This window comes from Bacillus sp. LNXM12-1 (assembly GCF_003004375.1).
In the GTDB taxonomy this organism is placed as follows: domain Bacteria; phylum Bacillota; class Bacilli; order Bacillales; family Bacillaceae; genus Bacillus.
In genome coordinates this window covers 229054-242182 of record NZ_PVWX01000005.1, presented here as the reverse complement: position 1 = coordinate 242182, position 13129 = coordinate 229054, and the positions used below count along the sequence as shown (strand labels likewise).

At 44.8% G+C, this 13129-nt stretch carries 12 protein-coding genes; 9 read left to right on the top strand and 3 right to left on the bottom strand.

The genetic code is table 11. The annotated features are described in order from the left end of the window. Position 1: 1 nt before the first annotated feature. The 3 genes from purD to ablB all read left to right on the top strand — a co-directional run bounded on the left by purD (position 2) and on the right by ablB (position 2447). Positions 2-1276 carry a phosphoribosylamine--glycine ligase gene (purD, locus tag C6Y07_RS17575; RefSeq protein ID WP_106048647.1) on the top strand — a complete coding sequence of 425 codons (1275 nt, stop codon included), beginning with the start codon at positions 2-4 and terminating at the stop codon, positions 1274-1276. A 111-nt stretch (positions 1277-1387) separates the two neighbouring features. Next, a complete protein-coding gene (locus C6Y07_RS17570; protein WP_066031222.1) occupies positions 1388-1579 on the top strand; it encodes a hypothetical protein in 192 nt (63 codons plus the stop codon). A 22-nt stretch (positions 1580-1601) separates the two neighbouring features. Beyond that, a complete protein-coding gene (gene ablB / locus C6Y07_RS17565) occupies positions 1602-2447 on the top strand; it encodes a putative beta-lysine N-acetyltransferase (RefSeq protein WP_106039485.1) in 846 nt (281 codons plus the stop codon). Here the strand turns inward: ablB and C6Y07_RS17560 are convergent. Then, positions 2442-4100, bottom strand: a complete 1659-nt coding sequence (locus C6Y07_RS17560; RefSeq protein WP_066031220.1) for a PucR family transcriptional regulator — start codon at positions 4098-4100, stop codon at positions 2442-2444. The two genes, ablB and C6Y07_RS17560, sit on opposite strands and share 6 nt — an antisense overlap. A gap of 191 nt (positions 4101-4291) precedes the next feature. On the opposite strand from C6Y07_RS17560, the gene C6Y07_RS17555 reads away from it, so the two are divergent. The 4 genes from C6Y07_RS17555 to C6Y07_RS17540 are packed head-to-tail and all read left to right on the top strand — an operon-like array spanning position 4292 to position 8276. After that, positions 4292-5656, top strand: a complete 1365-nt coding sequence (locus tag C6Y07_RS17555) for an aspartate aminotransferase family protein (protein ID WP_066031219.1) — start codon at positions 4292-4294, stop codon at positions 5654-5656. A gap of 12 nt (positions 5657-5668) precedes the next feature. Further along, positions 5669-6355, top strand: coding sequence for a CoA transferase subunit A (locus C6Y07_RS17550; RefSeq protein WP_081311440.1), 687 nt, complete (start codon positions 5669-5671; stop codon positions 6353-6355). Next, positions 6331-6996, top strand: a complete 666-nt coding sequence (locus C6Y07_RS17545) for a 3-oxoacid CoA-transferase subunit B (RefSeq protein ID WP_066031218.1) — start codon at positions 6331-6333, stop codon at positions 6994-6996. The genes C6Y07_RS17550 and C6Y07_RS17545 overlap by 25 nt, the downstream gene beginning before the upstream one ends. Before the next feature lie 14 nt (positions 6997-7010). Then, positions 7011-8276 (top strand): peptidase, encoded by a 1266-nt coding sequence (locus tag C6Y07_RS17540; protein WP_060595693.1) that lies wholly within the window; start codon positions 7011-7013, stop codon positions 8274-8276. Positions 8277-8316: 40 nt separating this feature from the next. Here C6Y07_RS17540 and C6Y07_RS17535 read toward each other — a convergent pair whose 3' ends face one another. Continuing rightward, entirely contained in the window at positions 8317-8538 is a 222-nt protein-coding gene (locus tag C6Y07_RS17535) for a YgaP family membrane protein (RefSeq protein WP_060595694.1), read from the bottom strand. A gap of 124 nt (positions 8539-8662) precedes the next feature. Here C6Y07_RS17535 and C6Y07_RS17530 point away from each other — a divergent pair, with 124 nt between their 5' ends. Continuing rightward, complete coding sequence (locus tag C6Y07_RS17530) at positions 8663-10405, top strand: adenine deaminase C-terminal domain-containing protein (protein WP_106071897.1); 1743 nt, start codon at positions 8663-8665, stop codon at positions 10403-10405. Between the two features lie 551 nt (positions 10406-10956). Next, positions 10957-11271, top strand: coding sequence for a YerC/YecD family TrpR-related protein (locus tag C6Y07_RS17525; protein ID WP_003214053.1), 315 nt, complete (start codon positions 10957-10959; stop codon positions 11269-11271). Between the two features lie 236 nt (positions 11272-11507). On the opposite strand, the gene C6Y07_RS17520 is transcribed toward C6Y07_RS17525, so the two are convergent. Then, positions 11508-13088 carry an FMN-binding glutamate synthase family protein gene (locus C6Y07_RS17520; RefSeq protein WP_066031215.1) on the bottom strand — a complete coding sequence of 527 codons (1581 nt, stop codon included), beginning with the start codon at positions 13086-13088 and terminating at the stop codon, positions 11508-11510. Positions 13089-13129 lie beyond the last annotated feature (41 nt).

Below are 13129 nucleotides of genomic sequence, written 5' to 3'. Positions count from 1 at the left end.
TGTGAACGTATTAATTATCGGCAGAGGCGGAAGAGAGCATACCATCGCATGGAAAGTGAAGCAAAGTGAACTTGTCAGCCAAGTATTTGTCGCACCCGGCAATGATGGAATGACAGATGCTGCGAAGCTTGTCCCAATCGATGAAGGTAATCATGAGGCATTAATTCGTTTTGCAAAAGATAATGAAATCGACTTAACGATTGTCGGCCCAGAGGTTCCTTTAATTGCAGGTGTAGTGGATGCATTTGAAGAGGCAGATCTAAAGGTATTTGGACCAAATGCAAAAGCTGCGGTGATTGAGGGCTCAAAGGAATTTGCAAAAGACTTAATGAAAAACTATGATATCCCGACCGCCGCTTACGCTACCTTCACATCGTTTGAAGAAGCGAAGGCTTATGTGGAAGAAAAGGGTGCGCCAATTGTCATTAAAGCAGACGGTCTTGCAGCAGGAAAAGGCGTGACAGTCGCTATGACACTTGAAGAGGCGATCAACTGTCTGCACGACTTTTTGGAAGATGAAAAGTTTGGCGATGCGAGTGCATCTGTCGTCATCGAGGAATTTTTAACAGGCGAGGAATTTTCACTGATGGCCTTTGTCAATGGAGAAAAGGTGTATCCAATGGTGATCGCGCAGGATCACAAACGGGCATTCGAAGATGACAAAGGGCCGAATACCGGCGGGATGGGGGCTTATTCGCCAGTTCCGCAAATTTCAGAAGAAGTCGTCCAAAAAGCGGTGGAAGATGTCGTCAAACCGGCGGCTCGCGCAATGGTGCAGGAAGAGCGTCCGTTTACAGGCATTTTATATGCAGGCTTAATGCTGACACCAGAAGGCTCAAAAGTCATTGAGTTCAACGCACGCTTTGGTGATCCTGAAACGCAGGTGGTTCTCCCTCGTCTTGAATCAGATCTAGTTCAAGTCTTCCTCGACATTCTGGACGGAAAAGATGTGGACTTACAGTGGAAAGACACTGCCGCTATCAGTGTCGTTCTTGCTTCAGAAGGATACCCGGAGGACTACGCAAAAGGCACACCAATCGGTGCTTTGCAAACAACGGTGTCTGATGTCGTGACCTTCCACGCAGGAACAAAAAAAGAAAACGATCAATTCGTCACAAATGGCGGCCGTGTAGCGAATGTGACGGCATTTGACGATACATTTGAAGCGGCAAGATCAAGAGTGTATGAAGCGGTTGAAGAAATCATGCAGCCAGGTCTATTTTACCGCCGTGACATTGGCGCCCGTGCACTGAAGGCTGCGGGGAAATCCGTTTAATTAAAACACCTTTCTATCTGATGAGATGGAAAGGTGTTTTTTGTTCATGAGAAGGGATGCCGATCGAATATGAAGAAGTAGTATGGGATCACGAGTTGATGAGGAGGCAGTATGGTCATTCAAGGAATCATTCTATTTGCAATCGTATTACTTATTTTATTTGTCGTGTTCTCAAATCTCATCATGAATGAAGCAAGAAAGCAAAACAAAGTCAAAAAGAGATCAGCCATGATGTATATGAGCATGTCTATATTGGTGAGTATGGCGATTGTCTCATCCATTTGGAAATTCTTTATTAACTGATTCATAAGAGAGGAATGAGTGTATGGTGCAATTGAAGAAACTTGCAAACGAGCGTTTTTCTGCCTTGATCTGTATTGATTCATTTAATGAGCGAATCCGTTTGGATGACTATAGCGGCAGGGTGCGGGATGTGATTCAGTCGGTACTTCAGGAAGCGGCGGACTGTAAGGTTTCTAAGGTCATTGTGAAAGTAAGACGTGAGCATGTACCTCTTTTTTTAGAAAAAGGCTTTCGGCTTGAAGGGGTGTTTTCTCATTATTTCCTCGGAAGTGATGCGTACGGCATGTCGCTTTTTCTCACTGAGGATCGAATGAACAGTTCGTATTGGCTGGAGGAAGATAAGATCGTCGCATCCATTCAAGCGAAGGAGATGAAAAAAGACCAAGGCACGTGGCAGGATGAGTATGTGATGAGGAAAGCCGATCCGAAGGATATTCACAAGCTGGCAAAGCTCTATGATACGGTCTTTGAAACGTATCCTACGCCAATGAACGAGCCAGATTATATCCAAAAGGTAATGGCGGAAGGGACTGTCTTTTATGTTGTTGAACATGACGGACACATTGTGAGTGCAGCATCCGCTGAAATCAATGCGTTATATGGCCATGCGGAATTAACAGATTGTGCGACCCTTCCATCATACAGAAAACTAGGATTCATGCATCATTTGATTCTAGCACTTGAAAAAGAACTCCAGTCGATGCATATCTATGTCTTTTATTCTCTTGCACGTGCACTGTCCTATGGGATGAATCAAGTGTTTTATCAGCTCGGGTATACGTATACCGGGCGCTTCCAAAACAACTGCTATATTTTTGACAAAATTGAAGATATGAATCTATGGGTCAAAACGCCGAATGAATCATGAAATGGTTCTCATCTGATCTAGCAGACCAGATAGACGGTACGCCATGATACTGAGCTGCAGCTTCATCCGATCATCAGTGGATTTGAGGCTGCAGCCTGTTCTCGTTTCAATTTGTTTCAGCCGGTAGCTTAATGTATGTCTATGAATAAACAATTCTCCCGCAGATTTTTGAATATTTTCATTGTGTGCCAAATACACTTCGAGTGTATGGATCAGGTCAGCCCCTTGTTTTTTCGTAAAAAGCAAAGGACTTAACAGCTCCACGTAAAAGTCATGCAAATTCATACCCGCTTCATTCATTTCAAGAAGCATGCCATATAAGCCAAGCTTTTGATAATGAATGATGCTTTCGTCTGTTTTTAAAAGCGGAAGGAGCCTTGCTGCATACTGCGCTTCCTTCGCGCTTTTTGCAAAGAGACTGATCTGGTCATAGGCTCTCCCGATGCCAATGACAATCGGATGGACGGGAAAAAAATACGACCAAGTGCTCCGGCACTCCTCTGCTGCGCGATACCACTCCGCTTCTTGAAACGCTTTTTTTCCTGCGGGTGTCAGGACAAAAATGGAATCGAGCCTTGCCTTTAGTAAAAAGGGAATATGTCTGCGTTCAAATATCGATGTGAGTAATTGAGAGAGGCGCTGCATCATTTGATGATCGAGCTGTGTGTGCTGATGCTGGAATTGAAAGTAGATCACCACCTGCTCCTCGCTCATATCATATTGCAGCTTTGTTGCTTGTTCGACCACGTAGCTTTCTTCTGTATATTGCTGCTGCAAAATATCATCTAACAAATGTCCCTGCATTTGGTTTTCTGTATCTTGAATGGCCTTTTGCTTCAGCCATTCAATCGCATACACTGCCCCGGCATGCTCAATGGCAATCGCGTCGAGATGATGCCACGTATCCTTTTTCTTTAAAGACACAATAAACCCGAAAATATCCCCCATCGCAATCACCGGACATGCGGCGAGGACAAACGCTCCGCACGTGTCATAGACGAGCCGGCCTTTCTCCTCTGCCTGCTTAAGAAGGGGCATGGTTTCAATTGGTTCACGATCTGTCAGAAAGCCAAAGGCAGGAGAGTACGTCACTTCATCTTTGATGAGATGAGCCGCTGTTTGATGTAAAAAGACATCAAGCACGACGATGTTCGCTGCAGTGAGATGTGCCAGTTCATCTGTAATTTGCGTCACATTTTTATTCCTTACATTTAATTGGGTCAGTCTTTGATGAATCGCTGATGAATATTTAAGCTGATGGAGCTGACTGCTCACGATTTGTTCTAGGACGGCTTTTGTAATGTCTGAGAAATTGATGTGCGGCGGAATTTCGATGAGCGGAATGCCGCTATTTTTCGCTGCTTGAATGAGTGATGCTGGAATGTCGCTTAAGTATACACCTTTATAAATAGCGATGGCTGATAGCCTTTGAGATTGAATCAATTCCTCAAGCCGGTCGCGTCTTTCTTGATTGTCTGCAAGTCCAAAGCCTGTTGTGACGAGCAATTCCCCTTCGGAAAGTCTTGACGTGTCTTCGATGATTTCGACGATGGTCACCCATTGAATGAGTCGGTCCAGTCCATTTTCTCCAGCGAGCAGCTTTGTTCCCTTCATGATATCGAGCGAAAGTGCATCTTTGACGAGAATCGCCATAGACTCATGACCTCCTTTTGAACACTCTTATACACGATGTATAAAAAATGCGTGTGAAATTCGGGCATGTGGCGAATGGAGGATGACTGCCCTCTTGATTAAGCTAATCTTATAACAAGTATACAAAATTTTCTTGCGATTCATGAAAAAAGAAAGATGCAGCTGCTGACAAGAGAGGGAGGAATGGCAAAGTGGAGACCCGGGATTACTTAATCAAACCGATGTTGAATCAGCATTATCCTGTGGCTGTGAAAGGAGAGGGGATTTATTTATATGATCGGGACGGGAAAAAATATTTAGACGGCTCTTCGGGGGCTGTCACGGCAAGTATTGGACATGGCATACGTGAGATCATTGATGCCATGACAGAGCAAGCGGAAAAAGTGAGCTTTACGTACAGATCGCAATTCACAAATGAACCAGCAGAAGAACTTGCCTATGAATTGAGTACGCTTTGCCCAGGTAACCTGAACTGGTCTTTTTTTGTCGGAAGCGGATCAGAGGCAACGGAAACTGCTATGAAAATTGCTATTCAGCATTGGCAGGAGCAGGGGAAGGCTGAGAAAAATCACATTATCTCAAGATGGATGAGTTATCACGGCATCACACTCGGTGCGCTGTCGATGTCAGGACATATTGCAAGGAGAGAGCGCTTTGAACCATTGCTCGAAAAGCATCCGGTGCTGTCTCCGCCATATAGCTATCGTTCATGGCTGCCAAAGGAAGAGGTCAAGCAGGTCGAATGGTATGTCCAGGAATTTAAAACCGTCATTCAGCGTATAGGAAAAGAGAGGATTGCCGCTTTTATTGCAGAGCCGATTGTTGGAGCATCGGGAGCGGCGCTTGTACCGCCAGACGGATATTTTGAAGCGATGAAGCGTGTCTGTGAGGAAAACGATATTTTAATGATTGCAGACGAAGTCATGACAGGCTTTGGACGAACTGGGAAAATGTTTGCGATGGAACATTGGGGCGTCGTACCAGATATTATGGTTCTCGGCAAAGGCATGAGTGCCGGCTATTCACCGATTGCGGCAGCCGTCTCAGCAGATCATGTTATCGCACCGATTCTGAGCGGTTCAGGTTCTGTGATGGCAGGTCACACCTATAGCGGCAATCCGCTTTCAGCAGCCGTCTCACTAGCTGTCATACGATATATGAAAAAACATCAGCTTCCTGAACGAGCGGATCTGTCTGGCCGATATTTAATGAATGCTTTAAAGGATTTGCAAACAAACCATTTCATCATAGGAGATGTGAGAGGAAAGGGACTGCTCATTGGCATTGAGTTTGTCGCAGACCGCTTATCGAAAACACCATTTCCTGCCCATGCTCAAATGACGCATTTAGTCGTTGAGACGGCCAAGCAAAATGGCTTGCTCGTTTACCCAGCAAGCGCTGGAGAGGATGGAGTGGGAGGTGCAGCGGTCATGATTGCACCGCCGCTTTCCATCACGCAGCAGGAGATGGATGAACTCATTCAATTATTTGAGCAGACAATCACGCAGGTCGAACAAGAAGTCATCAACCGAGGGTTTTTCCCATCTGCGATGTAGGGAGGAAAGATGATGAACAAAACAGCGAATGTTGATGAAGTGATCACGCATTTTAGGGACGGCATGACCATCATGTTTGGCGGGTTTGGCGGCGTAGGGTCCCCGCCATCATTGATCGACGCCATCCTAGAAGCGAATATCAAAGATCTGACATTGATCGGAAACGATGCAGGCTTCCCGCAAATAGGTGTTGGCCGGCTGATCACAGAAGGAAGAGTCAAGAAGATCATTGCTTCTCATATTGGCTCAAATCCAATAGCCGGACAGAAAATGCAGGCAGGTACACTAGACGTTCATTTTTACCCGCAAGGCATTCTAGCAGAAAAAATTCGAGCAGGCGGGATGGGCTTGGCAGGCATTGTGACAGATGTCGGCATGGATAGCCTCAATCTCGATGAGAAGCAGCTCGTTCCGCTAAACGGGAACACATATATCCTTGAGCCTGCGCTAACAGCGGATATTGCCATTGTGAATGCCCTCAAAGCAGACGAAGCAGGAAATCTGATTTTTGATAAAAGTGCACGGAATACAAACCCGATTGTGGCGATGGCAGGAGACTGGACCATTGCGGAAGTGGAAGAGATCGTGCCTGTGGGCAGTCTTCATCCAGAAGAAATCGTGACACCAGGGGTATTTGTGAACCAGATCGTGCAATCAAAAGGAGTGAACTGGACATGGGCATGGGAGACATCGATTTAAGACACCGCATAGCCAAACGCGCGGCGCAGGAAATTGAAGATGGTATGATCGTCAATCTAGGGATCGGCATCCCGACACTTGCAGCTGAATACATCCCAGCGCATTACAGGGTGTGGCTGCATGCAGAAAACGGCATTATGGGGGCAGGAGCCTCACCAGCACAAGGAGAAGAAGATCCGAATTTGTGCAATGCAGGCGGTTTTCCCATTACATTAACAAAAGGCGGTTCATACATGGACAGCACGACAGCTTTTGGCATCATTCGGAAAGGTATGCTTGATATGACCATTTTAGGTGCACTTGAAGTAAGCAGTCAGGGTGATCTTGCGAATTGGATTGTGCCGGGCAAACGAGTACCGGGGATGGGCGGAGCGATTGAGCTTGCGCAAAAGGCGAAAAAGGTTGTGGTGGTGATGAGCCACCTTGATAAACACGGTGAGTCAAAGGTGAAATCTGCCTGTACACTGCCCTTAACCGCTAAGTCTTGTGTGGATCTGATTATTACGGATATGGCAGTCATTGAGGTCAAATCACAGCTGCTCATTTTACGTGAAGTCATGCCGCCGTTTCAGCCGGAAGATGTCATAAGGGCGACAGAGGCCCCATTAATTTTAGCGCCTGATGTCAAATCTGTTGTGTAGAAAGGATGACTGACTTGCAGCCAATTACACGGATCAGAAGCTGGATGAGAGAGCACCAAGATGAAGCGATTGCGCTTCTTCAGCAAATGGTGCAATGTGAAAGCACCCAAGGGAATGAACAAGATGTGCAGCAAATTGTAGCAAATAAGCTTTCCGCAATTGGTTTTGATGTAGATGTATGGGATATTGGCGGAGAAGACCTGCTGGAACATCCGTATTTCTATTCCCCGAGGCGTTCCTTTAAAGGAAGTCCCAATGTCGCCGGACGATTGAAGGGGAAAGGCGGCGGCAAATCCATTTTATTAAATGGGCACGTGGATGTTGTTCCAGCAGGAGATACGAAACAATGGACATATCCGCCCTACAGCGGGCATATCATAAACGGGAGACTTTATGGACGCGGGGCAACAGATATGAAAGGCGGAAATGTTTCTTTACTCTTCGCACTAGAGGCACTGCATGCGCTTCAGATTCCGCTGAAAGGAGATGTTGTGTTTCATAGTGTCGTCGAAGAAGAAAGCGGCGGTGCAGGCACCCTTGCAGCCATACTGAGAGGGTATACAGCAGATGCGGCCATCATTCCAGAACCAAGTCATATGAAAATCTTTCCGATTCAGCAGGGATCTAAGTGGTTCAGACTGTATATTAAAGGAAGGGCAGCTCATGGCGGAACAAGATATCACGGTGTTTCCGCTATTGAAAAGAGTATGATCGTTCTTACGCATATAGCGGCACTTGAAGAAGAACGAAATCAGCGCATCACCGAGCCGTTATTTCAGCATATCCCAATTCCGATCCCCATCAACATGGGGAAAATTCAAGGCGGTGATTGGCCGTCCTCTGTAGCAGATCTGGTCACAATGGAGGGCAGACTTGGAGTGATGCCAGGTGAGACGGTTGAGCAGGCAGAGAAGGAATTAGAAAATTGGATGACGGGACTTGGGGAAAAGGATGAATGGTTCAAAGATCATCCTGTCGAGGTCGAATGGTTTGGGGCAAGATGGCTTCCAGGCTCAATCGATACGGATCATCCACTTTTATGTCTATTGAAGGAACAATATGAAGCAGTCAAGAAGGAGCCGCCAAAGATCGAAGCCGCTCCTTGGGGAACAGACGGCGGATTACTGTCACAGGCGGCAGGTATTCCGATCATCGTGTTTGGACCTGGAACAACAGAGCTTGCCCATTTTCCGAATGAATCCATCGATATTGAGCATGTGATTGAAGCAGCAGAAATTATCGCAGGTACGATGGTGGAATGGTGTGAAGCAGCGGAGTGATGAAAGAGGCAGAAAATAATTACAAAAAAAGAAGGCTGTCTCACTCAGCCTTCTCTTTATGTGTGTCCTGCTGCTCACACATATACGTCACTGGACAAAAACGAAGAATGCCAGATGCCAGTTTCATCCCGCCGCACATGATGCTGAAAAGCAGCATTTTACTCCATGGTTTTCTAGCATATAAAGAACCAGCCACAGTACATATTGTCATTCCGCAGGCAATTCGAATGAGCGCTTCCATTAAGCCGAGATTAGGTTTCATTGAAGGTGAATCTCCTTTTTTAAATATTTTAAGTGTGATTTCAAGAAATTGTAACGTTTCATTAATGCGTAACGTGGTTCGTTATGTTACGATAGTGCTAATACAAATGAAGGAGAGTATGTGAATGTCCGAACGTACTTTTAATTGGAGAAACAATGACATCCGCACACAAATCGATGTAGTCGACTCAAAAATAGTTCCAACACTCCTTTTAATGAATGGACTCGTGCTAAACCCATTTTTGAAACAATGGGTGAAGGCAAATATTTGGATACATGATGATCGAATTGTTTATGTCGGAGCAGAGCTTCCTCAAAATAAATCAGCTAAACGTGTGATTGATTGTGAAGGGAAATACATTGTGCCTGGGTATATAGAGCCTCACGCGCATCCGTTCCATATTTATAATCCCCAATCACTTGCAGAATATGTGTCTCAATTTGGCACAACAACGATGGTCAGCGATAACTTATTTCTTCTTTTGCAGAGCAATGAAAAGAAAGCGCTTTCCACTCTGTGTGAATTAAAACAGCAGCCATTTCAGTATTTCTGGTGGTCTAGATACGATCTTCAGACTGAAGTCAGATATGAAGATGAGATGCTTCCTATCAACTATCGCAAGGAATGGATTGATCATCCTGATGTCCTTCAAGGCGGCGAATTAACAAGCTGGCCAAGATTGATGGACGGTGATGATCTCATTTTATATTGCATGCAAGAAACGAAGAAGCAGAGAAAACGAATTGAAGGGCATTTCCCCGGAGCTTCCGAGAAAACGCTAACAAAAATGAAGCTGTTTGGCGCGGACAGCGATCATGAAGCGATGAATGCGGACGATGTGCTAAAACGCTTGTCCCTTGGCTACCATGTCTCACTTCGTCATTCTTCCATCCGCCCAGATTTAGTGAACATTTTAAGAGAACTGCACGAGCGTGATTTTAGACACTATGATCACTTTTTCTATACAACAGACGGAGCTGCGCCTCATTTTTATGAGGAAGGTATGATTAATCGTTTGATTTCAATTGCCCTTGAAGAAGGCGTGCCTATCATTGATGCGTATAATATGGCGACATTTAACATTGCAAAATACTATCAAATTGATGACCTATTAGGTGTTGTCGGTCCCGGCCGGCTGGCTTCTTTGAATATTTTAGATGATCCGATGAACCCAAATCCTGAAACGGTGATATCTAAAGGGGTTACTCTCAAATTGGATGGCGAGAACCAGCATCAATTTCAAGAAACTAAATGGAAAAATGGCGGGCTTGTTCCATTAGATTTATGCTATGATCTGACGATGAGTGATTTGCAATTTTCCATGCCGCTAGGTGTCAAAATGAGAAATGCTGTCATCATGGAGCCTTATACAGTGGAGATTGATAACTCGGTGAACCAGCTGTCCTGTGACCATGATCAAAGTTTCTTTAGCTTGATTGACCGAAAAGGCGAGTGGCGTGTGAATACGATGCTCAAAGGTTTCGCAAACAAAGTGCAAGGCTTTGTCAGCTCATTTTCGCTCACGGGTGACATTTTAGTGATTGGGAAAAATAAAGAGGACATGATGCTGGCACATAAGAGAATGAAAGAAATCGGCGGGGGGATCGTCCTCACAGAGAACGGGAAAATTTTGCACGAAATCCCGCTGCAATTATCAGGCTGTGCATCGGCTGAACCGTTTGAGACTGTTCTTCAGCAGATACAAACATTACGCGAGCTGCTCATTGAGCGAGGCTATCCATTTGATTGCCCAATTGATACACTTGTCTTTTTCCAAAGTACACATTTGCCGTATATTCGAGTGACACCAAGAGGAATATTTGATGTCATGAAAAAAACTGTACTCTTTCCGTCTATAATGCGTTAAAATATAACAGAGTGGAGCTGTATCATCTTTGCCACATTTCTGACAGCTGTTATAGGGCAGAAGTGAGCAATGGATCTCTTCGCTGCCATGTAAGTGAAAATGCTTATGTGGAGTTGTTGAAGCAGAGGGCTTTGACATGACGAGTGAAATGCCCTAATTGAAAAATGAATCTGTCGGTTACGCTGGCCGACCAACATATTTTGAATAATTGAGCGAGGCGGGGCGCATGTTTGTGGTCTCGCTGAGCTTTCCGCACAACCTGTATTTTAGGGCATAACTAATCAAGCAGAAGTGATCTTGATATCGGAAGCAAACAAGTTTGTCAGATTGTCGTACAAGGAAAATGACAGAACTTGTCGAATTTGTATACGATAAAGAAGCTTCGGCTTACGAAAGAACTGACGGCATTTCCAGCGTAGAACCAAACCTGTCATGATTCGTTCAAAGCTCATTGCTGAGGTTGAAAAAAATTAGTCAGGAAAGATACCGCTTTTCTTCATAGAATGTCGTGCGAAGCGGTGTGCCAATAGTAAAGGAGAAGATGTATAAAGATGCAAATTGATAAATTAAGGGGCAAAAGCTTAGATCAGTTATTCAACTCCATCTTATCCCTTAAAGACCTGGAAGAATGCTATCGATTCTTTGATGATTTGTGTACCATCAATGAAATCCAATCTTTATCACAGCGTCTTGAAGTAGCGCGTATGCTTCGCGAGGGGAACACGTATCATAAAATTGAGACGGAAACAGGTGCGAGCACTGCAACCATCTCACGTGTCAAACGCTGCTTGAACTACGGAAATGATGCCTATACGATGGCACTTGACCGCGTAGCAGAACAGCAGGCAAATGACGAAACAAAATAAAACAGCTTTCACTGTAAACAATCCTTTTCAACAAGAATGGAGTTGTTTACAGTTTTTTTATGGAGAGCGCTGAAAAGACAAGCAAGGACTGGCTGAATCAAGCGGTCCTGTTTTTTATTTTAGCTCGCCTATAACCTCACGCATCCTCCATCTCCTATCATTTGTCTAAGTTCTTTATACGCGATTGAGCCAAAATGTCAACGAAAAAAAGGTGCGAAAACGCACCTTTTCTCAAACTAGACAGATGGCTGTGTCCCTGAAAACATCGGCACTTCACTTGTCTGGCCATTTTCTTGTCTGTAGATAATATGTTTTTCATTAAAATGAATGGGAGATTCAATTCCAGCGGCTGCGGATAAGTTAAACAAACCTTCTCTTAGAGAAAGGATATAATTGCAGACTCGGTATTTCTTTTCTTCAATTGATAAACCCTTTTGCAGCTTTGGATCCGTTGTGGCGACCCCGACTGGGCATTTATTCGTGTGGCACACTTGTGCGCGAATGCATCCGACTGAAAACATGAGTCCCCGTGCGATATTTACAAAGTCAGCACCCATGGAAAGGGCAATCGCAATTTTATCAGGTGAGAGAAGTTTGCCGGAAGCAAAGAGTTTTACCTGATCTCTGACACCGTATTCTTTCAATATTTGATGAACCATTGGGAGCGCCGTGAAAATGGGCAGCCCTGCGGAATCTGCCAATTCATGAAAGGATGCACCAGTGCCGCCTTCTCCGCCATCCACTGTAATGAAATCAGGATGCTTTCCGCTTTTTTTCATATACGCTGCAAGCTCTTCAATGTTTTCTTTATGTCCGACAACAAGCTTGATGCCAACAGGCTTTCCGCCTATACTTCGCAGCTGTTCAATGAAATCAAACATATCAGGAATGGAGTGGAACATCTCAAATCGGTTTGGGCTGTCAATGGATTGATGGGGCGGCAATTTACGGATATTCGCAATTTCTTCGGTGACCTTTTCGCCGTCAATATGTCCGCCGCGTGTTTTTGCTCCTTGAGCCAGCTTCAGCTCAAAGGCTTTGACTTCCTCGTGCTCGCTTTTTTTCTTGAATTCTTCAAAGGAAAAAGCGCCATCCTCTGTTCTCACGCCAAATAGACCGGGCCCAATCTGGCAAATGATATCGGCTCCGCCTTTGAGGTGATATGGGGAAAGCCCGCCTTCACCTGTGTTCATCCACGTACCGCCAGCCATTTTTAATCCAGAGGATAGTGCTGTAATGGCCCTGTCGCCTAAAGATCCGTAGCTCATGGCAGACTGTCCAATCAGGCCTTTTACACGGAAAGGCTTTTGACATGTGTGTTCGCCAATCACTTGTACATCGTCTTGATGGAGATAGTAAGGTTTTGCTTCGACCTCTTTGGTATGTTCACTTCTTCGCAGTAAATTGTCTTGATCAATCTGATACACTTTTGTATGAATTTTTTCAGATTGATCGATGCGTAACTCATCTCGTTGCTTTGGAAAAAGGACGTTGCGAATGTAGTAACCAGGCTTGTCAAAATCACGTTTTGATCCAAAGCCCATCGTCCGGCTTTTGTACTTCCCAGACATGACAGCTTGCTCATATTCTCTTCTTGAGAAAGGAAGCTCCTCCCGATCATTCAGAAAAAGATATTGGCGCAGCTCAGGTCCTATTTTTTCAAAAATAAACCGCAGCTTTCCAATGACCGGATAATTTCGCAGGACAGAATGCTCTTCCTGTTTTTCATCTCGCATCCAAATCCAGATGAATAAAATGATTGGTAAGATGAAACAAATCACTAATAGTGCGCCAATGACAATGAAAGTTGTTGTCACGAAGATCCCCTCTTTTCTCTATCATTGCTGTTGTTATTCCA

Coding starts and splice junctions, on each gene's coding strand:
- C6Y07_RS17570 (WP_066031222.1), top strand. CDS start 1,388: ATGGTCATTCAAGGAATCATTCTATTTGCAATCGTATTACTTATTTTA.
- ablB (WP_106039485.1), top strand. CDS start 1,602: ATGGTGCAATTGAAGAAACTTGCAAACGAGCGTTTTTCTGCCTTGATC.
- C6Y07_RS17560 (WP_066031220.1), bottom strand. CDS start 4,100: ATGGCGATTCTCGTCAAAGATGCACTTTCGCTCGATATCATGAAGGGA.
- C6Y07_RS17550 (WP_081311440.1), top strand. CDS start 5,669: ATGAACAAAACAGCGAATGTTGATGAAGTGATCACGCATTTTAGGGAC.
- C6Y07_RS17545 (WP_066031218.1), top strand. CDS start 6,331: ATGGGCATGGGAGACATCGATTTAAGACACCGCATAGCCAAACGCGCG.
- C6Y07_RS17535 (WP_060595694.1), bottom strand. CDS start 8,538: ATGAAACCTAATCTCGGCTTAATGGAAGCGCTCATTCGAATTGCCTGC.
- C6Y07_RS17530 (WP_106071897.1), top strand. CDS start 8,663: ATGTCCGAACGTACTTTTAATTGGAGAAACAATGACATCCGCACACAA.
- C6Y07_RS17525 (WP_003214053.1), top strand. CDS start 10,957: ATGCAAATTGATAAATTAAGGGGCAAAAGCTTAGATCAGTTATTCAAC.